The 24,442-nt window shown below is 42.0% G+C and carries 17 protein-coding genes, 2 pseudogenes and 1 riboswitch; of the genes and pseudogenes, 2 read left to right on the top strand and 17 right to left on the bottom strand.

The window, feature by feature from the left end:
* The 5 genes and pseudogenes from HT680_RS08505 to HT680_RS08525 form a co-directional block, all read right to left on the bottom strand.
* Positions 1 to 298: pseudogene (locus HT680_RS08505) on the bottom strand (endo-beta-N-acetylglucosaminidase); the annotation flags it as partial.
* 118 nt (positions 299 to 416) lie between these two features.
* Positions 417 to 2,132: an aminodeoxychorismate synthase component I gene (gene pabB / locus HT680_RS08510; RefSeq protein ID WP_173259687.1), complete on the bottom strand. Its 1,716-nt coding sequence runs from the start codon at positions 2,130 to 2,132 to the stop codon at positions 417 to 419.
* Positions 2,133 to 2,198: 66 nt separating this feature from the next.
* Entirely contained in the window at positions 2,199 to 8,855 is a 6,657-nt protein-coding gene (locus tag HT680_RS08515) for a ZmpA/ZmpB/ZmpC family metallo-endopeptidase (RefSeq protein WP_173259689.1), read from the bottom strand.
* Positions 8,852 to 9,415 carry a TIGR01440 family protein gene (locus HT680_RS08520; RefSeq protein WP_173259692.1) on the bottom strand — a complete coding sequence of 188 codons (564 nt, stop codon included), beginning with the start codon at positions 9,413 to 9,415 and terminating at the stop codon, positions 8,852 to 8,854. The genes HT680_RS08515 and HT680_RS08520 overlap by 4 nt, the downstream gene beginning before the upstream one ends.
* Positions 9,416 to 9,659: 244 nt before the next feature.
* Positions 9,660 to 10,400, bottom strand: a complete 741-nt coding sequence (locus HT680_RS08525; RefSeq protein WP_173259694.1) for a MerR family transcriptional regulator — start codon at positions 10,398 to 10,400, stop codon at positions 9,660 to 9,662.
* A gap of 253 nt (positions 10,401 to 10,653) precedes the next feature.
* Here HT680_RS08525 and HT680_RS08530 point away from each other — a divergent pair, with 253 nt between their 5' ends.
* Positions 10,654 to 11,994 (top strand): sodium-dependent transporter, encoded by a 1,341-nt coding sequence (locus tag HT680_RS08530; RefSeq protein WP_173259696.1) that lies wholly within the window; start codon positions 10,654 to 10,656, stop codon positions 11,992 to 11,994.
* 39 nt (positions 11,995 to 12,033) lie between these two features.
* Here HT680_RS08530 and manA read toward each other — a convergent pair whose 3' ends face one another.
* The 8 genes and pseudogenes from manA to HT680_RS08570 form a co-directional block, all read right to left on the bottom strand.
* A complete protein-coding gene (gene manA / locus HT680_RS08535) occupies positions 12,034 to 12,978 on the bottom strand; it encodes a mannose-6-phosphate isomerase, class I (protein ID WP_173259698.1) in 945 nt (314 codons plus the stop codon).
* A gap of 119 nt (positions 12,979 to 13,097) precedes the next feature.
* A pseudogene (locus tag HT680_RS08540) lies at positions 13,098 to 14,538 on the bottom strand (6-phospho-beta-glucosidase).
* Between the two features lie 130 nt (positions 14,539 to 14,668).
* Positions 14,669 to 14,929, bottom strand: coding sequence for a SemiSWEET family transporter (locus HT680_RS08545; RefSeq protein WP_173259700.1), 261 nt, complete (start codon positions 14,927 to 14,929; stop codon positions 14,669 to 14,671).
* 196 nt (positions 14,930 to 15,125) lie between these two features.
* A complete protein-coding gene (locus HT680_RS08550; protein WP_173259702.1) occupies positions 15,126 to 15,473 on the bottom strand; it encodes a VOC family protein in 348 nt (115 codons plus the stop codon).
* 109 nt (positions 15,474 to 15,582) lie between these two features.
* Positions 15,583 to 17,358, bottom strand: a complete 1,776-nt coding sequence (spxB, locus tag HT680_RS08555) for a pyruvate oxidase (protein WP_007520383.1) — start codon at positions 17,356 to 17,358, stop codon at positions 15,583 to 15,585.
* A 211-nt stretch (positions 17,359 to 17,569) separates the two neighbouring features.
* Entirely contained in the window at positions 17,570 to 19,792 is a 2,223-nt protein-coding gene (locus HT680_RS08560) for a heavy metal translocating P-type ATPase (RefSeq protein ID WP_173259704.1), read from the bottom strand.
* A gap of 9 nt (positions 19,793 to 19,801) precedes the next feature.
* Positions 19,802 to 20,173, bottom strand: coding sequence for a cupredoxin domain-containing protein (locus tag HT680_RS08565; protein WP_173259706.1), 372 nt, complete (start codon positions 20,171 to 20,173; stop codon positions 19,802 to 19,804).
* Between the two features lie 10 nt (positions 20,174 to 20,183).
* Positions 20,184 to 20,579: a CopY/TcrY family copper transport repressor gene (locus tag HT680_RS08570; protein WP_173259708.1), complete on the bottom strand. Its 396-nt coding sequence runs from the start codon at positions 20,577 to 20,579 to the stop codon at positions 20,184 to 20,186.
* Positions 20,580 to 20,763: 184 nt separating this feature from the next.
* A riboswitch (TPP riboswitch) is annotated at positions 20,764 to 20,862 on the top strand.
* An 83-nt stretch (positions 20,863 to 20,945) separates the two neighbouring features.
* On the opposite strand from HT680_RS08570, the gene thiD reads away from it, so the two are divergent.
* On the top strand, positions 20,946 to 21,752 hold the full coding sequence (gene thiD, locus HT680_RS08575; RefSeq protein ID WP_173259710.1) for a bifunctional hydroxymethylpyrimidine kinase/phosphomethylpyrimidine kinase: 807 nt from the start codon (positions 20,946 to 20,948) through the stop codon (positions 21,750 to 21,752).
* A gap of 32 nt (positions 21,753 to 21,784) precedes the next feature.
* On the opposite strand, the gene thiE is transcribed toward thiD, so the two are convergent.
* From thiE to tenA, 4 genes are read right to left on the bottom strand one after another with little or no spacing between them, the layout of a single operon-like run.
* Positions 21,785 to 22,417, bottom strand: a complete 633-nt coding sequence (gene thiE, locus HT680_RS08580) for a thiamine phosphate synthase (RefSeq protein ID WP_173259712.1) — start codon at positions 22,415 to 22,417, stop codon at positions 21,785 to 21,787.
* Positions 22,410 to 23,213 (bottom strand): hydroxyethylthiazole kinase, encoded by an 804-nt coding sequence (locus HT680_RS08585; RefSeq protein WP_173259783.1) that lies wholly within the window; start codon positions 23,211 to 23,213, stop codon positions 22,410 to 22,412. The genes thiE and HT680_RS08585 overlap by 8 nt, the downstream gene beginning before the upstream one ends.
* Positions 23,213 to 23,737 (bottom strand): energy coupling factor transporter S component ThiW, encoded by a 525-nt coding sequence (thiW, locus tag HT680_RS08590; protein WP_173259714.1) that lies wholly within the window; start codon positions 23,735 to 23,737, stop codon positions 23,213 to 23,215. Before thiW ends, HT680_RS08585 begins: the two co-directional genes overlap by 1 nt.
* A 3-nt stretch (positions 23,738 to 23,740) precedes the next feature.
* Positions 23,741 to 24,433, bottom strand: coding sequence for a thiaminase II (gene tenA / locus HT680_RS08595; protein ID WP_173259717.1), 693 nt, complete (start codon positions 24,431 to 24,433; stop codon positions 23,741 to 23,743).
* Positions 24,434 to 24,442 lie beyond the last annotated feature (9 nt).

Raw genomic sequence — 24,442 nt, forward strand, 5'->3', positions numbered from 1 at the left:
GCGCGGGTTTTGGTGCTGGTTTCGGTGCCGGCTTCGGCGCTGGTTTTGGTTCTGGTTTCGGCGCTGGTGTTTTTGGTTTCTCAGCAGGATTTTGCGCTGGTGTTTTCGATTTCTCAGCTTGATTTGGCGCCGAAGTTGTATTCTCTTTTACAACCTTACCATTTTTAGGTGCATCCTTTTCTTGAGCAGAAACATGCTGAGCCGAAAAAGGAAAGGCTTCAGTTGTATCCGCAAATGAAATAAGTCCCAGTGTTGCAGTTGCTAAGCTGGTTACTAAAATTTTTTTTGATTTTTTCATAAAAATCTCCATTATTTTAACGATTTATACCTATAGTATACCATATACTTTATTTTGCTTTCAAATCAAATATTAAATATTCAGAAATAAATCTAAAACTTAATTGAAAAATCCATAGTTATATCACTTTCAACTCATACAAACCTCTGACTGCATTACAGCCATAGATAGTTTCCGCTTGGTTCAAGTCTGCCAAAGTCAAGACTTTTTCCTCTATCTGTCCTGTTTCCAGTAAATACTGACGATAGATTCCTGGCAAGATGCCAAGATTGATAGGCGGTGTGTAGAACTTCCCAGCGATTTTCAGAATCAGATTTCCAATAGAGGTTTCCAGCAATTCTCCTGCTACATTATGGTAAATGATTTCCTGTTTCCCTAGACTTAAGTGTGGTCTGTGAGTTGTTTTAAAGTAGGTAAAGGGTCGCTGTAAATCCGCTTCCTGTAAACAGAGTTTAGCCTGACAGAAACTTGGACTAAGGGGTGTTAAGATTTGGCGACTGAGTTCTAGCTCTCCAGACTTGCTGAGGCTGATTCGCAAACGGTAGTCTTGATTAACATCACAAACTTGACACTCTTCCTCTATCTTTTGTCTAAAGTATTCTGAATCAAAAGGAAAGGCAAAATATCGACTCGCCTTTGTCATTCTTTCTAAATGTTGTTCTTCAAACAACAAGCTCTTCTGGCTGATTCTCCCAGTTGTAATCAATTGGAAACGAGCTTGTTTACGATAGAGTACAGCCGCTTTTTGATGAACCTCACGGTATTCAGATTCCCAGGTGCTATCCCAAGTAATCCCTCCGCCAACCCCATAGATAGCTTTCCTTTGATGCAGTTGGATAGTCCGAATGGCGACATTAAAAATTCGTCGCCCATTTGGAAGCAAGAGACCAATCGTTCCGCAGTAGACTCCACGCGGGTGTGACTCCAAGTCCTTGATGATTTCCATGGTCGCAATTTTGGGTGCACCCGTTATGGAACCACAAGGAAAGAGAGACCGAAAAACGGCAACCAAGTCCACATCCTCTCGCAACTGACTCTTGATGGTCGAAGTCATCTGCCAAACGGTTGAATACTGCTCCACTTGACAAAGACGTTCTACACGCTCACTGCCCACTTCAGAAATACGGTTCATGTCATTGCGCAAGAGATCCACAATCATCATATTTTCAGAGCGATTTTTAGGATCTTGCTCCAACCAAGCTGCCTCTTTCAAATCTTCATCGTCAGTCACTCCCCGCTGGGTTGTTCCCTTCATCGGGCGAGTCGTTAATTCTCGGTCATTTTGCTCAAAAAAGAGCTCTGGACTCATGGAAATCACTGCCATCTCATCGTGTTCAATATAGGCATTGTAGCCCGCCTCCTGTTCTACCACCATGCGATTGTAAATGTCAAAAGGATTGGCACTTAAGTCTTGCTTGAGTTGGACAGTGTAGTTGACCTGATAGGTGTCCCCCTGACGCAAATGATGGTGAATCTGGGCAATCGCCTTTTCATAGTCCTCTGCTGACGTTACTTCCTGCCACTTTGAAGGCAGGTCTACTTCCTCATAAGTCAGAGGAATAGGCGATGTTTCTACCCTATCATGAACTGTAAAGTAAAGCAAGTACTCGCCCAGTAAAGAAACCTTGTGAACTGCTAATTTCTCCTCAAAAGCAGGTGCAGCCTCATAGCTGACATAGCCCACCACATAATAGCCTTGTTCTTGGTAGCTCTCCACCTGTGCCAGCAAGTCTGCCACTTCTGATAAATCTCTCGTTTTTAACTCTTTGATAGGCTGGGTAAAGGTGTATCTCTCGCCCAAAGCTCTAAAATCAATCACTGTTTTTCTATGCATATCTTAAGTATAGCACAAAAAGGCAGATGCAGCTTAAGCTGATCCACCTTTTTAGTCATTTCGACTTTATAACGATGTTTTGGCGAATAAATCTCCAGAGAATCCATCTGATTTTTGAAGGAGCTGTTTGTAAACCTTCCATTTAAGATCTTCAGTATTTTTATAATGATTCTTTATATTTGGATTTTCCATGCTATCTAGGTCTTTTTGAACAGCTTCATCAAATAAGGACTTCAACTCAGCATAAGTAGAGATAGATCTGCCATTGATTTCGATTGTAGTGAAGCCGTTTTGAGCTTTGTCATAGACTTCTTTATACCAATGTTTCTTCCATGCTTCAAGAGTATCAAATTGGCCATTAGAGACTTTCTTGATAATGAAGTCATCACCCAACAACCCTTTGTTTTCCTTGTTGGCTTCCGCCTTATATTTGTTTGAAGCGTAACCAATAAATCCGTTAAGATAACCATAGTATCCCCACATACGGAAAGCATTATGTTTGAATGAAATCGAACCAACTGTACTCTTGCTAGTATTACCACCAAAGATACCCGACATCATATTTACGGTTTGGTAAGCACTGTCAAAACCTTCCGAACGATAACGTCCATTCCCTGGCATACCATGTTTTGTAACGAAGTTATGATCAACCAATTGATCGATGCTCGTAATCGTCAATTTCTTCTCATTATCCGTTAAATCACGTAATTTATCCCATTGATGTGGCTCGCCTTTCAGATTGTTTCGCTCAGCGTTCGTACGCCATTCTCGGTCCATCTTTTTGAACCACTTGCTGTTGTCGTTCAAGTGTTTTCCAATAACTGCATCTGCTTCTAGATGATCCAGCATCATCAGAGCCTCGTTATAGTTCTTCATATAGTGATCAATTTCTTCACGGTTCTTTAACTTGTTTGGATCATAATTGTAGATTTGAGTGCCATCATTCTGACGTTCATAAGCCATGTTCAAACCTAAGGCACCGTATTCACCATTTGGATTTGTCAACGATGGTGACTGGAGCATACCTTGCGCAAAGGACTCTAAGTCCGTCCCTTCACGATGATACCAACCGCCATAGTAAGCCATACGATCATTCACATGAGTCGTTTCATGCGTAAAGGCCGATGTACCAAAATCACTTATCAACTCTGTCATAACAAAGTAGACAGCATCTTGCTGATTTGGAGCGGCAAAGATATAAGCGTAAGCACCATATCCATACTGATAGCCATGATATTTATGAATCCGTCCAAAGAACTCTCGAATCGGAGCATAATCTGGTTTCCCATCCTTGTGACCATATCGGTTTGCCCAACCGATGCCCGGCGCATCATGATTGTCCCAAACAGGTGTTGGAACACTATTTTCACTCTTGAGGAGCTTATTACGTACATTATCAGCAGCTAATTTTGACCAGAAGTCTAAGTAGTTCACCTGCTCTTTTGCTCTCTTATTGATTTCGCTCTTGAAGGCTTCACGAGCCTCCTCAGTATTTTTACCATATTTTTCAAAAGCACTAAAAGAAATGGTATTATAGGTCGAAATCATGAAGAGATGCGAGTTCTTCAAGTTTAATAGAGGCAAAATCATCCGACCATGCACGCCATTATTAATCCCTTCATACAGACGATACTTCTTATGAGCAAAATCGGGGTTCAATGATGGCTGTTCTACCACATAAGCATTCTTTTCAATTGCCTTTTTAAACCAAACATTCATATCGGTTTCATTTGTAAACAATTTCATGTTATATGTTAGAAACTCATGAAGGCTTCCTTTACCTGTAGCACCTGCAATCACTCGACTATACACATCTTGGGATTGGTCGCCCTTAAGATTGTTCTCTTTTGAGCCGATAGTGATCAAGCGATCTAAGACATTCACGTTCTTACCATAAAAATCTGGTTTAAACATCATAATATCTTTGATCGACAATCCATCATATTTAATGCCATAGTATTGGTTCAAATAAGCAAGCCCCATCATAATGTTGGCCTTATTGTCTTCAACTTTCTTAATGAAAGCACGTTGAGCAGCTTCATCATCATTTAGTTGATGATCTTCATTTTCAACAATTTGTTTCACCAAGTTTCCAAGATTTTGTTTTACTTCATCAAAACTTTCTTCTAAGAATAAATCGCGAATGTAACCATTTTTTCGTTCATCCGTGTTTTCTTGCGGTTTGTTCCGCTTATCCATAAGAGCGCGCACTTCAGGAGAAATCAATTCTACACTGGAGAATGTTTCTTTTGCCTTTGCAATCAAACCAGCACGATCTTTCACTAGCATATTTGGCGTATAAACGATATTCTGGTTGGTCACTTCGTACTCTTTGACTTGTTTTACATCAGAGTCAGCTTTGGCAGTAACGGCCAATTCTTCTTTGGTACCATCAGCATAGTGAATCATGATCTGATCAATAGCTGACAAGTCTGTTACAAACTGCCCATTTTTCAAACCAGTAACAGAAAGGACTTCTTTGGTCACCAAGTTTGAGCTAGCATCTAGTTTATTAGCCTGATTGACAATCCACTCCTTATTATAGAATGGTTGTAATTTTTCAATATTGCGATAGGCAAGTTCGCGGTCAGCTCTGTAGTCTTGAATGGCCTTGTACTCGTCTTCACGGTGTGTCAAACGGTTTAATTTATCTACAACAGGCTCATTGATTTCATACTCATGCGCTGTGATTCCCAGAGCAGCAATTTTCTTGTCCGCTTCTTCTTGCGAAATAGGCTTAATACGATGCTGTTGTCTAGAATATCTATATGAAGATTTTCCTTCACTCACACCAGTAACAACAAAGTTTCGATTTAAACGGTCACCTGTCCAATAAGGATCATCATCAATATCAGATGAGCCATAGAAAATCTCACCGTTCTTAACTTTCATCATTGAAACAGTGTCTTCAACGGAGCCCAAGGCATTTGTACTGCCTACAACACCACCCGCGCTAATCGGTTCTCTCACATCGATAGTACCTTTGGCTACAGATTTTTTAATGGTTCCGTCCCGATAAACTGCATGGTTGTCCCCACCATTTTGTGACCAATAGGCGATACCAGCAACTTTCGCTTTATTACCCGTTATTTGTGCATCAACATAGGCCTTCTCAACAGAACCTTTCCAGTTTTCTCCAACAATTCCAGCAAGAAAGGCGCCTTGATTCCCACCAGCATGAAGCTTACCAATGAATGCCACATTTGTTAATCTGCCGTTATTATCAATTTTATTGATCAAACCTGATACGTCATTATTTCCAACAACTGTACCCGTTACTTTCACATTATTGATCGTTGTGTTTTTTACAACAGCAGCCAAGGGAGCAACTCTATTTACCCATGGCATATGGATGTTTACCTTACCAAGGTTAAGGTCATGGATGTAGGCGCCTTCAGTATCGCCTAATAGTGGACGTTCCAAGTTATGAATCGTGTATCGTTGACCGTCTACACTTGATAGCTTGCCTCGGAACTTCGTCGTTACATATGATTTACCAGCTGCAGGAACATTAACCGCATTCAAGTCCGCACCAATTTTAAATTCACCAGATGGATTGGCCTGCATAGCTTTTACAAGTTCATTGAAATCGTAGTAGACATTCTCTTCATGAGTTTTTGGTTTGGAAAAATAATGGACGTATTCTTCACTGAGCTGGTTACCATCTGTATGCTGAACGAGGTCAGGCGCTTTAGCAGTGACCTTATAAAGCATTTTCCCATCGACTGTCACTTCTTCAATTTTGTCAATCGCAAGACGCGTCACCTTATTATCACGTGTAGCAATTTTTAGATAGTAAGGTCTTACATCACTTGGAACAGAGGTTAAGAAGCTACTATCCGTTTCCACGCCATTGTCGTCAACACTTATGAGGCTTGTTTCTTTTATATTTTTAACTTCAACCTTTTTAAAATCAATTCTCAGTGGTTCTTCTTTGAGAATTTCTTCCTCGTTTCCTTCGCCACGATCATAAACCATTTTTGTTTCGAGTTTATAATCCTTGTAATACTGCAAATCTGTTAGAGTTGCAGTCAAGTTATCCGGTGAAACCGTCATGGTTTTGACGACTTCGTCGCCTTTTTTCAGGGTTAAAGTGATCGATTTAATCGCTGCCTTACTTGGATTTTCCAGATTATAGTGAATCTGAGATGAGCGTTTCAAATCCTGAATATCAACCCTTGAAAAAGTCAACACTGGCTTTTCGAAGTTTTTGGTACCTAGTTTAACAATACGGTCTTGGGCTAACTCGATGACCTGTTCAAGAATTTCAGGCGCTTCCTGCGTCTTGATTCCTTTGATGGTCTTGTAGGTTCTGATAACCTTTTTCTGACCGTCTTTTCCTTCTTGGACCGTAACTTTATCGCTCTTTTTCAATTGCGCGTCTTCTTCGACTATCTCTTTAAACGGAATTTTTTCAAGACTTTCTTCTACAAGAGTTCCTTCTATTGGTTTCGTACCACGACTTATTTTTTTAGTGACTGGTTTTTTGATGACAGTGGTTGTTGTATTTAAAACTTGGTCAGTCTCAACACCTTCGACAGTTTTATAAGTCGTTTTGGTAACTTGGATCCCTTTTTCACCGTTTTGAACCACTGTTTCTTCGTCAGTGTATTTTGTAGGATCATCAATGATTTCCGTCTGGTAGTCAATCTCTGCGATTGTGTCTTTAGTAATTGTTCCTTCAGTTACTGTATATTCTGGAAGGTCCTCTTGAACAAGGGGGTGACCTTCCTTACCAGTTTCCTGAGTGCCTTTACTTTCAAGCTTTTCAGTATACGCTGGTAAACTATCTTGGACAAGGGACTCGCCTTCCTTGCCGGGTTCTTGTGTACCTTTGCTCTCAAGTTTCTCAGTATACGCTGGCAAACTATCTTGAATTAGAGATTGACCTTCTTTACCGGGTTCCTGAGTGCCTTTGCTTGCAAGTTTTCCAGTATACGCTGGCAAACTATCTTGAACAAGGGAGTCACCTTCTTGACCAGACTCTTGAGTGCCTTTTACCTCAACCTTTCCAGTATATTCTGCCCGAGGCTCTTGAACTAAGGATTCACCCTCTTTTCCAGCTTCCTGAGTACCTTTGCTCTCAAGTTTTCCAGTATACGTTGGGGAATTGCCTTGAACGAGGGATTCGCCTTCTTGACCGGATTCCTGAGTACCTTTGCTTTCAAGCTTGCCAGTATACGCTGGGGAATTGCCTTGAACGAGGGATTCGCCTTCTTGACCGGATTCCTGAGTACCTTTGCTTTCAAGCTTGCCAGTATACGCTGGGGAATTGTCTTGAACGAGGGATTCGCCTTCTTTACCTACTTCTTGAGTGCCTTTGCTTTCAAGTTTTCCAGTATAGGCTGGCAAACTATCTTGAACAAGGGAGTCACCCTCTTTGCCGGATTCCTGAGTACCCTTACTTTCAAGCTTTTCAGTATACGCTGGCAAACTATCTTGAACGAGGGATTCGCCTTCTTTACCAGACTCCTGAGTACCCTTGCTTTCAAGTTTTCCAGTATACGCTGGCAAACTATCTTGAACAAAGGATTCGCCTTCTTTACCTACTTCTTGAGTGCCTTTGCTCTCAAGTTTCTCAGTATACGCTGGCAAACTATCTTGGACAAGGGATTCGCCTTCTTTACCTACTTCTTGAGTGCCTTTGCTCTCAAGTTTCTCAGTATACGCTGGCAAACTATCTTGGACAAGGGATTGACCCTCTTTGCCTTCTTCTTGAGTACCTTTGCTCTCAAGTTTTTCAGTATAGGCTGGCAAACTATCTTGAACGAGGGATTCGCCTTCTTTACCAGACTCCTGAGTACCCTTGCTTTCAAGTTTTCCAGTATACGCTGGCAAACTATCTTGGACAAGGGACTCGCCTTCTTGGCCTCGTTCCTGGGTACCCTTACTTTCAAGTTTCCCAGTATAGGCTGGCAAACTATCTTGAATTAGGGATTCGCCTTCTTTTCCAGATTCCTGAGTACCTTTGTTTTCGAGTTTTTCAGTATAGGCTGGCAAACTATCTTGAACGAGGGATTCGCCTTCTTTACCAGACTCCTGAGTGCCCTTGCTCTCAAGCTTTTCAGTATACGCTGGCAAACTATCTTGATCGAGGGGCTTCTCTTTTTTAGAAAAACTAGCTACTTTTATGTCAGTTCCTTTAAAATAACCAATATACTCATATCCTTCAATATCGATCACACCTTTCGCTAATTCTTCATTTGAAGAGGCCGAGATCGTTTGATTGTAAGAAAGCAACTCTTTATTCTCAAAGGCAAAAGTAGCAAAAGGAATGAAGTTGCTGACACCAAGAGAACCAATCAAAAGCACTCCAAGAACTTTCCGACGCTGTTTTTTAGACACCAAAAAAACAGCTAAAGATGCTGTTGCAAGACCAAGACCTGCTAAAGCAAATTCTTTACTTCCTGTATAGGGAAGTTGTTGACTGTTAGTTGCCTTCTTGCGATAAACGACATAAATAATATCTTCATCATGAAATTCTGCAGGAACTTCATGATGAATCAAGGCTTTTTCAGATTCGGTTAATTCTTGCTCTGCCAAATATCGATAATGGACTGAATTCACTTCAGCTAATTCATTTGCTTGGACTCTACCAGCTGATAACAAGCTGGCACCAACAAGAAAGGCCCCGATTGCTACAGGACCAACTCCAACAGTCAATTTACGAATAGAATACTTTAGGTTTTTTTGAAACTGTTCTTTTCTTTTTTTCATTCTCATATCTTTCTAATAGAATCTTCTGGATACTGTGCACGCGCACCACCGATGAGTTTTGGACGACTAGCTAGAGCCGTTACATGGGCATGACCAATCTCACGCAAAACTGGTCGAATCGGAACCTGCACATGCTTGACATGCATACCAATTGCGGTATCTCCAATATCCAATCCCGCATGAGCCTTGATAAATTCAACCTCCACTGGATCCTGCATAAACTTGAAGGCCGCCAACTGACCCGAACCTCCTGCATGAAGAGTCGGAAGGACACTGACGATTTCCAGACCAAACTGCTCTGCCACCTGACGTTCAACGACGAGGGCACGATTGACGTGTTCACAGCCTTGAACAGCTAGGTGAATCCCTCTTTCCTCCAGGATATCCAGAATCGTCTTCACAATAATTTCGCCAATTTCTTGGCTGGAATCCTTGCCGATTTGCCCACCTAAAACCTCACTAGACGAGAGTCCAAGGACAAAGAGAGCCCCCTCACGCAATCCAGCCTTATCCAAAACATCCTCAAGCACCTGCTGTGTCTCTGTTCCAATTCTATTTTTATCCATCACTCTTGACCTCATTTTTCTCCTACTATCATATCTTTTTTTACTGATTTTATCAAGGCGAACTAATCACTCAGAGTTGACAATGCAAAAACTTTAAAAATGAATTTCCCTTTAGCAACAAAGTAAAGAGTCTGGGACCAGGATGCTTTTCAAAAAGATAACAACTAAAATGACCTGTCCCCCAAAAAAAGTTAAACAGAAGATTTAGCTTTTTTAGCGGAGCAGGACAAATCTCCAGCGATGCTTATTTTATCTGAGTTTGAACATAGTGGGTAATGACATCTGATGTGTACTGAGCTGTTCCATGTCCAAATTTGTCAATATTTTCCTTAAACTCTGGGTTGTAGACATAGCCTTTACCGATATGGCCGAATACCTCAATAGAGCAATCAAATCCATAAGTACGAATAGCTTGCAAGAGTTTGGCTGCTTCTTCTTGGTTTTCGGCTGCTGTTGCAGCTAGTCCATTTTTAAGGTTTTTAGCTAAAGCTTGAAAAACTTGGTTAAAGGCGGCCGTAGACTCGTCTTCGCGACCTTTTTGACGCTCGAGAGCCTGGTCCATGACTTCTTGTCCATACTTCTCTACCGCTTCTTGGTGGTATTTTTGATTGTCTTGATAGCTAAATCCAGTGAATTTTTCCTCAATCGTCATTTTTCTTTCTCCTTTTTGTTCTTGAATGGTTTTTTGCAAGGTGGAAATCAGGGTATCCAGATGTTGCCTTTCTCGAGTTAGATAGTCCAACTGCCTGGTCAAATGGGGCAATAAATCTGTCCTTTCTTCCTTTAATAGCTCTGCTATTTTTTCTAAAGAAAAACCTAGATATTTGTAATACAGAATAACCTGAAGGCGTTCCAAATCCTCCTGACTGTAGGTTCGATAGCCGTTTTCCGACTTTAAGGGGACCAAGAGTCCTATCTTATCGTAGTGGTGCAGGGTCTTGACAGAGACACCAGAAAGCTGCGCAGCTTCTTTTATACGGTACATGATTTCCTCCTTACAAGAAATAGTATAACCCCTCCCCTTAGGTCAGAGTCAAGCGTTTTTGCGAACATTTTTTTACTTTTTGAGAACGGTGTGAAAACTTGAAAATGGTTTTCTTGACAGACATTAGAAAACATGATAGGATAGTCAAGTCTATCAATCAAACAGAAGGCTCATAGAGAGCAATTGAGAGAAGGCTATTTGACAACTCAAGTAGCCTTTTCTTATTAAAAAAAACGAGATTGGAGTTTCAACTATGTCAGAAAAATCGCAATGGGGCTCGAAACTAGGCTTTATTCTAGCATCTGCTGGTTCAGCCATCGGACTTGGAGCCGTTTGGAAGTTTCCCTACATGACTGCTGCTAATGGCGGTGGAGGCTTTTTACTAGTCTTTCTCATTTCTACCATGTTCATCGGTTTCCCACTCCTGCTTGCTGAGTTTGCCCTCGGCCGTAGTGCTGGCGTTTCCGCTATCAAAACCTTTGGAAAACTAGGCAAGAATAACAAGTACAACTTTATCGGTTGGATTGGTGCCTTTGCCCTCTTTATCCTCTTATCCTTTTACAGTGTTATCGGCGGATGGATTCTGGTTTATCTGGGTATTGAGTTTGGAAAGTTGTTCCAACTTGGTGGAACGGGTGATTATGCTCAGTTATTTACTTCAATCATTTCAAATCCAGCCATTGCCCTAGGAGCTCAAGCAGCCTTTATCTTATTGAATATCTTTATTGTATCACGTGGGGTTCAAAAAGGGATTGAAAGAGCCTCAAAAGTCATGATGCCCCTGCTCTTTGTCATCTTTGTCGTGATTATTGGACGCTCTCTCAGCTTGCCAAATGCCATTGAAGGCGTTCTCTACTTCCTCAAACCAGACTTTTCAAAACTGACAAGTGCTGGTCTCCTCTATGCCCTGGGACAATCTTTCTTTGCCCTCTCACTAGGGGTGACAGCCATGCTGACCTATGCATCCTACTTGGACAAGAAAACCAATCTGGTCCAGTCAGGGATTTCCATCGTAGCCATGAACATCTCGGTATCCATCATGGCGGGACTAGCCATTTTCCCAGCTATGTCAGCCTTCAATATCCAATCCGAAGGGGGACCAAGCCTGCTCTTTATCGTCTTGCCTCAACTCTTTGACAAGATGCCTTTTGGAACTATTTTCTACATCCTTTTCCTCTTGCTCTTCCTATTTGCGACGGTTACTTCCTCTGTCGTGATGCTGGAAATCAATGTGGGCAATATCACCAATCAGGACAACCGCAAGCGTGCTAAATGGAGTGCTATTTTAGGAATCTTGACCTTTGTCTTTGGAATTCCTTCAGCCCTTTCTTACGGTGTTATGGCGGATGTTCACATCTTTGGGAAGACCTTCTTTGATGCTATGGACTTCTTGGTTTCCAATCTCCTCATGCCATTTGGAGCTCTCTGTCTGTCACTTTTTACTGGCTATATCTTTAAAAAGGCCCTTGCCATGGAGGAACTTCATCTTGATGAAAGAGCATGGAAACAAGGACTTTTCCAAGTCTGGCTCTTCCTTCTTCGTTTTATCATTCCTATTATCATCATTGTGGTCTTTATCGCCCAATTTATGTAATCAAAAAGGACTTGAGTAATGAACTCAGGCCCTTTCTTTTTATGGATGACTAACAATCAATTCCAAACCTTGCCCTTCCAAGGTCCAAGCTTCAACATCACTTGGTAGGATAAAGTGGCTACCTTTTTGGATTGGATAATTTTTTCCTTCAACAATCAGTTGACCTTGGCCAGCTAAGATACTAAACAAACTGTAGTCAGCTGTCTTTTCAAAGTCAACTTTCCCAGTAATTTCCCACTTGTAAACTGCGAAGAAGTCATTAGACACAAGAAGAGTTGAACGCAAATCATCAGCTTTGATAGTTACAGGACGGCTATTGGCAGGCTCTCCAATGTTTAAAACATCGATAGATTTTTCAAGGTGAAGTTCACGCAAGTTGCCCTTGTCGTCCTTGCGGTCAAAGTCATAAACACGGTAGGTGGTATCGCTAGACTGCTGGGTTTCAAGAATCAAGATACCCGCCCCGATAGCGTGCATGGTACCACTTGGTACATAGAAGAAGTCTCCAGCCTTAACTGGAACTTTTGTCAGCAAGGCATCCCAGTTTTTATCTTCGATTTGCTGGCGGAGTTCTTCTTTTGATTTGGCATTATGGCCATAGATAATCTCTGAACCTTCGTCTGCTGCGATGATGTACCAGCACTCTGTTTTCCCTAACTCGCCTTCATGTTCTAATCCATAGGCATCGTCTGGGTGAACTTGGACACTGAGCCAATCGTTGGCATCGAGAATCTTGGTCAACAGTGGAAATACAGGTTCTGGACGATTACCAAACAACTCACGATGCTCTGCATATAAAGTAGCTAGGTCTGTTCCCTCAAAGCGCCCATTAGCGACCTTTGAAACCCCATTTGGGTGGGCTGAGATAGCCCAGTATTCGCCAATTTTTTCACTTGGGATGTCGTAGCCAAACTCATCACGTAGCTTGGTTCCACCCCAGATTTTTTCATGCATGACTGATTGTAAAAATAATGGTTCTGACATCTTATTCTCCTGTCTGTTTTTCTCACTTCATTATAGCAAAAAGCCAGGTCTAATTGAACTCTTTTTCACATCTTATAAAGTAGAGAGAAGATTTTATAAAAATAGTGAACAAATGTGCTCTACTTAATACTTGCACCATTGCTGGCAATGACATCCTTGTACCAGTAGAAGGATTTCTTCTTGCTCCGTTTGAGACTTCCTTGACCTGCATTATCACGATCCACATAGATAAAACCATAGCGCTTGTTCATTTCGCCTGTTCCAGCTGAAACCAGATCAATACAACCCCAAGTCGTATAACCAAGCAATTCAACGCCATCTTGGTAAATAGCATCTCGCATAGCCTTGATGTGAGCCTCTAAGTAAGCAATCCGATAGTCATCCGCTACATAGCCATTTTCATCTGGCGTATCCATAGCGCCGAGTCCATTTTCTACGATGAACATGGGTTTTTGATAACGATCCCAGATGGCATTGAGGGGTAATACGAAGTCCCAGTGGGTCTATCTGCCAACCCCATTCTGAGGATTTCAGATAGGGATTTTTGATAGAGGCAAAGACATTTCCAGCAGTCAGGTTTGTCACTTCTGGATCGCCTGAAGCCACTCGGCTCGCATAGTAAGAGAAAGAAACAAAATCAACAGTGTGATTCTTTAACAAGTCCAAATCTTCTGTCGTCATTTCAATTTCTATCCCCTCACGCTCCCACTGCTTCTTGGCATAGTTTGGGTATTCCCCGCGTGCTTGAACATCAATGAAAAAGTAACTCTTACGGTCGTCTTCCATGGCTGCCCAGTAGTCTCTCGGGTGGGCAGTGTTAGGATAGTATTGCCCTGCTGCCAACATACATCCCACCTTGTTTTCTGGATCAATTTCGTGAGCAATTTTAGTCGCCATAGCCGAGGCTACCAGCTCATGGTGGGCTGCTTGGTATTTAACCTGTTCTTGATTTTCTCCTTCTTCAAAACAAATCCCGGCTCCTAAAAAGGGGGCATGCAAAATCATATTGATTTCGTTGAAGGTGAGCCAGTACTTGACCAAGCCCTTGTAACGGGTAAAGAGGGTGCGACAGAGATTTGCGTAAAAGTCCAACATACGACGATTGCGCCAACCACCGTACTCCCTAATTAAGTGCATGGGGCAATCGAAATGCGTGATGGTCACCAGTGGCTCGATCCCATACTTGTGACATTCCTTAAATAAATCCTCATAAAAAGCTAGACCAGCTTCATTTGGCTCTGCTTCGTCACCTTGAGGAAAAATCCGAGTCCAAGCAATGGAAAGTCGATAGGTTTTAAATCCCATTTCTGCAAAAAGCGCAATATCTTCCTTGTAATGATGGTACATATCAATGGCTTCCTTTGCTGGGTAAAAGTAGCCCTCCTCAAACGAAAACATCTTTTTCTGACCTGTAATAATGGCCTCACGGTCTGGACCAATCGGTACCACATCCACATTAGCAAGACCACGACCGTCCTGATTATAAGCACCCTCACATTGATTAGCCGCCGTTGCACCACCCCAGAGAAATCCTTCTGGAAATTGTAGTATTTCTGTCATCACTTTACCTCGCTTGATTTATTACTTCTATTATACTAAAAAGAAGGCAAAAAGTTTTGAACTATCTGGATAATGATAGCACTAAACTTACTCTTATATATACGAAAAAAAGACTGAAACCAGTCTTCTTTTAAATCAAAGCTGTGATAGCCGTCATCAGGCCAAAAATAATACCTGGTGCATTCGCTGCCGCAAGGGGAATATCTCTTTCTTTCTTGAAAAGACCGTAGTAAACCCATAGACTACAGTTGATGGCTGCGACTAAGGGTTGGATGAAGTTTCCTTTTTGACCAGCCAAGTTGTTCATGATTTGTGGGAAGTAAGAGACATACATCATAACAGACATGAAGGTCGCTACCCAACCCAAAATTTTCATTTGTTTTTCAGACATTTTCAAAACCTCTTTCATTTTTATGAATCATATTTTATAATCTTTTTCAAAACAATCAAGACTTTGAAGCTTTTGTTATGAAGATGTAAACTATCACAATCTTGTGATAAGAAAAAGACCGGATTGCTCCGATCTTTTCAAGTTCCAGTCTTAGAATGTTTAAATCTTTAGTTAAAAAATTTGATAATAGAATTACCTACTTCATACGATAAAAATCAATCACTAGACCGGCAGGGCCTTTAACTAACATCGACTCCGTACCCCAATCAGTTACAGCCGGACCGTGTAAAATCTCGACACCAAGCTCTTTTAACCGTTGGTAGTTCTGGTCTACATCCTCAACCTCAATGTGAAGAATGATTCCTGACTGAAAGTTTTCAAAAGAAATCAAATGATTTTCTGACAACATGAGACAGTGACTGCCAATCGTGAACTGAGCAAAACTGTCATCAACATAATCGGACTTTTTATCCAAAATACGCTCCAAGTCAGCACAGACTTGAGGAACATCTGAAACGATGATATCTAATTGATTTAAATTCATTTACTATCCTCCAGAAAAAGACCGGATTACTCCGATCTTTTCAAGTTCGACTCTTGAAAATCAAAGAATAAAATCTACAAAGTTTACATTTGATTTTCGATGAGAGGAATTATTTGATTGCGCGTGATTGCAATCCTTCTTCTTCCAAGAAGAGGCGGAATGGTACGAGTTCTTCTGCTTCGTATTTTTCCTTGAAGGCTTTGATTGCTTCTTCTGAGTGTTGTTTTGGATCCAATTCAAGTACTTCTACTGGAAGTGGACGATGTTGAGAGATGCGAGCATCGATCACAACAGTTTTACCTTCTTTGTTCAATTTAACAGCTTCAGCAACAACTGCATCGATATCTTCGATACGATCAACTGTAAATCCTACAGCACCTTGTGCTTCAGCGATTTTCGCATAGTCAGCATTAGGGAAGTCACAACCAAACAAGTGTTTGTTTGTGTCTTCGTATTTGTCCTTGATGAAGGCATATTTACCATTTGAGAAGACAACGTTGATAACTGGAAGGTCGTATTGAACGTTTGTGATAACGTCTGGGTAGCACATGTTGAATGCACCGTCACCCATGATGTTCCATACTTGGCGATCTGGATTGTCTTTCTTAGCAGCGATACCACCAGGAAGGGCAATACCCATTGTCGCAAAGAGTGGAGATGTACGCCACATGTTCTTAGGTGTCATGTGAAGGTGACGAGTAGATGTTTGAGTAGTGTCACCTACGTCGATTGAGTAGATAGCGTCTTGGTCAGCATGTTTGTTGATTGCATTGTAAACTTGGTACAATTGCAATTCACCCTCAGTTTTACCTTCGAGTTTGTTCATGTAATCACGCCAGTTTTGGTTGTTCTTCACGTTTGCACGCCACCATGGAGTTGATTCAACTGGGTTCACTTTGTCAAGGATAGCTTTCGCTGCTTGACCTGCATCACCAAGGATAGAAGCGTCAAGGGCATGACGTTTACCAAGTTTGTAAGGGTCAATATCGACTTGAATGAATTTCTCAGTGTTCTTGAATGCTTCGTAAACTTCAGCAAATGGGAAGTTTGAACCAAGGAAAAGAACGGTATCTGCTTCAAAGACAACTTCGTTGGCTGGTTTCCAACCAACACGGTAAGCAGAACCTGTCAAACCTTCATAGTTCCATTCAAAGGCTTCAAAGTTTTTACCAGTTGTGATGATTGGTGCTTTGATTTTACGTGACAATTCAGTAATCACTTCACCAGCTTTAACACCACCGTAACCAGCGTAGATAACTGGGCGTTCAGCATTGTTCAAGATTTCAACAGCTTTGTCGATTTCAACTTCGTTCAAGGCAGGAGCGATGAATGAACGTTCGTATGAACCTGAACCGTAGTATGAGTTTTCGTCGATTTCTTGGAAACCGAAGTTTACTGGGATTTCAACAACAGCTGGACCTTTTTTAGAAACTGCAGCACGGCAAGCTTCGTCAATTACTTTTGGCAATTGCTCAGCGTAAGCGACACGTTTGTTGTAGACAGCGATACCGTTGTACATTGGGTTTTGGTTCAATTCTTGGAAGGCATCCATGTTGAGTTCGTTAACTGGGCGTGATCCAAGGATAGCAAGGAATGGAGTGTTATCCATAGCTGCATCGTAAACACCGTTAATCAAGTGAGTCGCACCTGGACCACCTGAACCAACCGCAACCCCGATTGAGCCGCCAAATTTAGCTTGCATAACCGCTGCAAGAGCACCTGTTTCTTCGTGGCGAACTTGCAAGAAGCGGATATCTTTGTCTTCAGCCAAAGCGTCCATCAATGAGCTGAGTGTTCCTGATGGGATACCGTAGATTGTGTCTACGCCCCATGTTTTCAATACGTTGAGCATTGCTGCAGATGCAGTAATTTTCCCTTGAGTCATAATAACTCTCCTTCAAAATAATTTCATACATTTACAAAAAGCGCTTTTATATGTTGTTTGAAAGCGATTCAGTAAATTTACAATCCTAATTTACCACATTTACTTTGAGTATCCTAAGAATGTGCTCAGAAGTTTGCATTCTCTATTACAGCACAGATTGAAAACGCTTCAGAGAACTGTTTTATAATAAAAAAAGCGGTAAGCACCGCTTTTAGTCTATTTTACTAAAGTTTAGCATGAGTGAACTGGTTAAAACAGATACAGAACTAAAGGCCATGGCTAGACCTGCCAATTCTGGATTGAGAACGAGACCAATTCCTGAAAAAACTCCCGCAGCAATCGGAATTCCGATAACATTGTAGATAAAGGCCCAGAAGAGATTGAGCAAGATACGATTGAAGGTTCTCTTACTCATATCAAAGGCTCGAACCACTCCTGTCAAATCATTGTGAGTAAGAACAATCCCTGCCGACTCAATAGCAATATCGGTTCCTGCGCCCATAGCAATCCCAACATCCGCTACACTGAGAGCGGGTGCATCATTGATACCATCTCCGACAAAGGCTACTTTACCAGCCTCTTGCAGTTGATGGATTTCATGAGCTTTTTCTTCTGGCAAGACACCAGCAATAACCTCTTCAATGCCAATCTGATCTGCAATGGCACGAGCCACGCCAGCATTATCCCCTGTCAGCATAACTGTTCGGAGACCACGTTTTTTCAGCTGATTGATAGCGAACTTGGCATTTTCCTTGGGAATATCTTGCAAGGCAAGCAAGCCTTTGATTTCATTATCAACAGCCAAGAACACAACTGTCTTAGCTTCTTTTTCTAGTTCTTCTAGTTTTTCTTGATAAGTGGTAGAAATATCCAAACCATCTAGCATTTTAGCATTTCCAAGCAAGACTTGTTTCCCATTGATTTGCCCTGAAACACCTTTTCCGTGTAGGGCTTGGAAATTTTCTACAGTATGAAGCTCAAGTCCTGCCTCACTCGCCCGCTTGACAATAGCTTGAGCCAATGGGTGTTGAGAGGCTTCTTCCAAAGAGGCAGCTAAGCCGAGCACTTCTGTCTCGTCGCCAATGATATTAGTAACAACTGGTTTTCCTTCCGTCAAAGTTCCTGTTTTATCAAAGACGAGAGTTTGGACTTTCTGGATTTCCTGTAAGACGGTTCCATTCTTGAGGAGAACCCCCATTTTGGCACTCCGTCCTGTCCCCACCATGAGAGCTGTTGGTGTTGCAAGTCCTAGGGCACAAGGGCAGGCGATAATCAAAACTGCCACCCCATAAAGGAGAGAGGTCACAAAACTAGCCTCTAGCAAGACAAACCAAATCCAAAAAGTTAAAATCGCTAAAATGACAACTGCTGGGACAAAAATCCCTGAAATCTTATCCGTCAAATCCTGAATCGGTGCACGGCTGGTCTGAGCTTTCTTCACAAAGTCTACAATCTGTGCCAAGACAGTCTCTGAGCCAACTTTTTCTGCTCTAAAAATAAGAGTGCCGCTGTTATTGATGGTAGAGCCAATGACGGTATCTCCAACCGTTTTGTCTACCGGCAGGCTCTCACCTGTCACCATGGATTCGTCAATACTGGACATACCTTCGACTACAACACCATCAACCGCAATCTTTTCTCCAGGTCGCACTCGAATCAGATCACCTACCTTGACTTGCTCCAAGGGAACTTGAACATAGCGATCATCACGCAAAACTTCTGCTGTTTTAGCTTGCAAATCCAGTAATTTCTCCACAGCTTGGGAAGTATTTTTTCGCATTTTCTCCTCAAAAACAGCTCCCAGAAGAACAAAGAAGAGGATAAATCCAGCACTTTCAAAGTAAACAGGGAGGCCAGCAAAGAGAGCAACTAGACTATAGAGATAGGCTACTAGGGTTCCCAGCGCCACCAAGGTATCCATGTTGGCATTGTGCTTTTTAAAGCTGGCCCAAGCGCTCTGGATATAAGGACCACCTGCCACTAGCATAATAGGCGTTGTGGCTAAAAAGGTGCCCCAATGCATGACTGGATGACTGATAGTCCCTGCCAACATCCCAATCATGAGGAAAACAAGAGGCAGGGTAAAGATGCTAGTAATCCAAAAACGTTGCAAAAGTGACAAAGATTTTCGCGTCTTCTCAACTACGGTATAGCTCCCCTTTTGCATCTTCATACCACATGAAAATTCATGTTGGCCCAATTCTTGAGGTGTAAAACGAATTGTCTTCTCTTCATCCACGCCGATTGGTTCCAAGATACCTTCTTCTTCAAAAAGAATTTCCTTGTAACAGTTTGAAGGTGTGGCACGATGAAAGGTGATCTCAGCTGGAATCCCTTTTTGAAGCTGAATGTGGGCTGGATGATAGCCTTTTTCAGCTCGGATATGGATTTTTTGAATGCCATTTTCTAGGCTTACTTTCACAATTTCAGTCATAGTCTCCTCCTACTCTACAATCATCTTGCCGTGCATCATGTTCATGCCACATGAAAAGCCAAACTCTCCAGCCTGCTCAGGTGTGATTTCCACTACATATTCTTCTCCCATTGGCAAGTCCGCATGCACTCCAAAGTCTGGAAAGACGATCTGATCCAGACAGGGTGAAGGATCTTTGCGATCAAAGATAATACGTGCTGGCACCGATTTCTTGAGAATAATCAACTCAGGCGTATAGCCCCCCATGACTTCCACTCGAATCTCTTGGTAGCCCTTTTTTTGCTGGGCCTTCTGTCCAGATTTTTCAGGCTTTTTGAAAAACCAAAACAAGATAAACGCGATAAGGGCAATACAAACAATGGTTACAATACTATTTAACATGACGTCTCCTTTACATACAATTACATCTGACTTCAGCAACTGCGCTAGCTTTTTTCTCAGAAATCACAGCTTCCAAGTCTTTCAAGTCAGCCAAAGTAAAATCACATTCGGCAATCAAATCAGCCAACAAGTTCTTAATCCTACGAGAACAAACCTTGTCTTTGATATCTTGGACAAGCAAGTTTCGACTTTGATCCAGAGTTAAAAGGGCTGAATAGATGAAGGACTTGCCTTCTTTTTTCCTAGTCAGGCACTCTTTCTCAACCAAACGAGCCAAAAGAGTTTGAATGGTCGACTTGGACCAGTCGAACCGCTCCGCCAGAACCCTGATCAAATCCGTACTGGTCTGCTCTCCTTGCATCCAAATAATCTTCATGACCTGCCATTCTGCATCTGAAATCTGCATAATCACACCTCCTAAATCTACATTTGTCAATTATGACTTTAAGTATACTCTCAAAATCTACATTTGTCAATTATAAATCTTCTTATTTCTTCGAAAAATAGAATTTTAATCATATTAAGGAGAGATTTGCAGTCAAATTTTACTATATAAACTATAAAAATATGCTATACTGAAGAAAAAAGAAAACAACCACTAGGGGTGCGTAAAGCTGAGATTAACGACTGTTAGATCCCTTTGACTCAATCTAGGTAATGCTAGCTGATGGAAGTGGAAATGATAATGTCGACTACCAGTCTTCTATTTCCTTCCTAAAACAGACTAGCTTGTTCTTAAGAATGCAAACTTCAGTTGGTTGGGAGGTTTCAGATGACTTATTTACCCGTTGCTCTAACCATTGCTGGAACTGACCCTAGTGGCGGTGCTGGCATTATGGCTGACTTAAAGTCGTTCCAAGCTAGAGATGTCTATGGAATGGCCGTTGTGACCAGTCTTGTCGCTCAAAATACCAGAGGCGTTCAATTAATCGAGCACGTCTCCAACCAAATGCTGGAAGCTCAATTGGAAAGTGTCTTTTCGGATATCAATCCTCAGGCTGTAAAAACTGGGATGTTGGCAACTACTGAAATCATGGAGATCATCCAACCCTATCTTAAAAAGCTGGACTGTCCCTACGTCCTTGACCCTGTTATGGTCGCAACAAGCGGTGATACCCTGATAGATACTAGTGCGAGAACCTATCTAAAAACAAACCTGCTTCCCCTTGCAACTATTATCACACCTAATCTTCCTGAGGCAGAAGAAATTGTTGGTTTCTCAATTCATAATCCAGAAGATATGCAACGTGCTGGCCGCCTGATTATAAAAGAATTTGGTCCTCAGTCTGTGGTAATCAAAGGTGGCCATCTAGAAGGCGGTGCCAAGGATTTCCTCTTTACTAAGGAGGAGCAATTTGTCTGGGAAAGTCCACGAATTCAAACCTGTCACACCCATGGTACTGGATGTACCTTTGCTGCAGTGATTACGGCTGAACTAGCCAAGGGGAAGACCCTTTATCAAGCAGTCGATAAGGCCAAGGCCTTTATCACAAAAGCTATTCAAGACGCCCCTCAACTCGGTCATGGTTCTGGCCCAGTCAACCATACAAGCTTTAAAGATTTTAAAAAAACTCTCTAGTTCCCGCAATAAGGAAATTAGAGAGTTTTTGATTAGGAAACAATGTCATCTAGCTTTGTTAAAAAGGCTTGCGTTTTTGCTTCAATATCTTCTGCCTGCATCAGATCGCGTACAATAGCTACTCCAGCTATACCCGTGTCGACAAGTTGGTCAATATTCTCTGACGTCAATCCTCCGATAGCAACTACTGGAATGGCGACTGTTTGGCAAATGGTTTTCAAGGTTGAAATCAGGGTGATGGGTGCATTTTCTTTGGTCGTAGTCGGAAAAATGGCTCCTGTTCCCAAGTAATCCGCACCCGATGTTTCTGCTTCGAGGGCTCTTTTAACTGTTTTAGCAGTGACACCGAGGATTTTTTTAGGACCCAAGACTTTGCGGGCAACCGAAACTGGTAGTTCATCGTCGCCTATATGCAACCCAGCAGCATCAACCGCGAGACAAACATCCAAACGATCATCGATAATCAAGGGTACTTGATAGGCATCTGTTATTTCCTTGACTTGTTTTGCCAGTTGATAGTATTGATTGGTAGTGAGATTTTTTTCTCGTAGTTGGATGATGGTAACACCTGAACGGCAGGCCGTCTCGACCTTTTTAAGAAAGCTTTCCAAGGAATCTTGGTAGCGATTGGTTACTAGATATAGTCTGAGTGCTTCTCTATTCATAAAAGTCTCCTTTGATAGCTTCTAGCCAGTTTTCGTCTCTTTTTAGAAGAGAGAGCTGATTGAGAGTTTGAAAGCGGAAATCTTCCAATCCCATTCCTTGGACAACTATTCTCTCAGCAGAAATATTAAGATAAGAAACCGCTAGACAAGAAGCTTCAAAGGTTGTCTTTCCTTGGCTTAGAAAAACGGCTGTCAAGGCTCCAACCAGATCTCCTGTCCCTGTTATCCAGTCCAATTCGTCACAACCATTTCCCAATATTGCAACCTGGTTCTCCGAAACGATGAGATCCTTGGGTCCAGTGACTAGGAACGACATACCAGGATAGGTCTGACACCAGTCTTTCAAGACTTGAAGCAAATCTTCAGTTTCTTGATCTTTAGCACTCGCATTGACCCCGACTCCGTGGTGTTTTAAACCAACAAGACTTCGAATTTCCGACATATTTCCTTTAAGGACTGTGGGCTTGTATTCTAAAAGATCTCTGACTAGTCCCTTACGAATGGGTGACGCTGATACACCAACCGCATCTACTACCATTGGGAGAGAAGCTTGGTTTGCATAAGTAGCTGCCATACGGATTGCTTTCTCCTTCTCTGCTGACAAATGCCCCAAATTGATGAAGAGAGCCTGGCTTTGCTTAGTAAAATCAAGAACCTCACGAGGGTCATCTGCCATGACTGGTTTGCATCCCAGAGCCAAAATGCCATTGGCCAGCATCTCGCAGGAAATCTCATTGGTAATACAGTGAATCAAGGAACTGGTTGCCAGAGGGAAAGGATTTGTCAATTTCTGCATCATTCTATCCTTTCTCCAAAGAAATATCCCTGCACTTTTTTAAAGAATTCCTGCTTGATCAAAAATCGAAAGGCAATAAAGGAAATCGCTGTACCGATCAAGGTTGCTCCGAAAAATCGAGGGGTGTAGATAAACCAGCTAAGCTTCGCCGCAGATCCTGTAAAGAGAACCATGACAGGATAGGAAACAATGGAACCGATAATACCTGTTCCCAAAATCTCTCCTAGAGCAGAATAGTGAAATTTCCGACCATACTTATAAAAGAGACCTGCAAGGAGGGCTCCGAAAGTAGCTCCTGTAAGAGCTAAAGGTGGAATCCCTTGAGTCGTCATACGGATAAAGGCTGTGACTGTAGCCATAGCTAAAGCATAAACAGGTCCCATCAAGATCCCTGCTAGGATATTGACTACACTGGACATAGGTGCCATCCCTTCAATTCGAAAGATGGGTGTAAGAACTACGTCAAGAGCAATCATCATGGATAAAATGGTCAATTTGTGAACTTGTAATTGGTGGTTTCTCATTTTCTATTTCTTCTCTTTTTCTAAGGACTGCAAATCACTCGTCCATGTTTGGTGTTGGTAAGCCATCTCCCAAAACTTGGCTTCCATGTGGACACTTCGGTGGAAGGCCTCTAGCATTTTTTGTTTGTCCGTCTCGTCGCTTTCGCGATAGAGCTGATTGACCAGGGCTTCTTCCTCTTTAATCTGCTGTTCTAACTCATCGGTGATATAGGTTTCAATCCACTGTTGATAAAGAGGATTCGGGGATGGTTTGCGATTAAGTGCCTTGCCCAAATCATGGTATAACCAAGGACAAGGGAGCAAACTAGCAAAAGCAATGCCCAAGTTTGGTTCTGAAAATTGCCGATAAATATGAGAAATGTAATGATAACAGGTTGGAGCAATCGGTTGCTCGTCCATTTCCTGGTCGCTGATTCCTAATTCCTTGAAAAATTGTTGGCGGATAAACAACTCACCCTCCACTAGACTCTGGGCATTTTGTTTCAAGAGTCTTTTCATTTCCTCGTTTGAAGTCTTATCAGCCAAGAGATGATAGGCTTCTGAGAAGGCCTTCAGATAGTAGGCATCCTGAATCAGGTAATAGCGAAAAATAGAAGGTTCTAACGTTCCCTCTTGTAACTGTAGAACAAAGGGATGCTGAAAGGAAGCCTGCCAAGCTTCCTTGGATAATTCCATCGCAATATCTGTAAATTCCATAATAACTCC

Origin of the sequence: Streptococcus sp. 5905 (genome assembly GCF_013276505.1) — a bacterium.
Taxonomy (GTDB): Bacteria; Bacillota; Bacilli; order Lactobacillales; family Streptococcaceae; genus Streptococcus.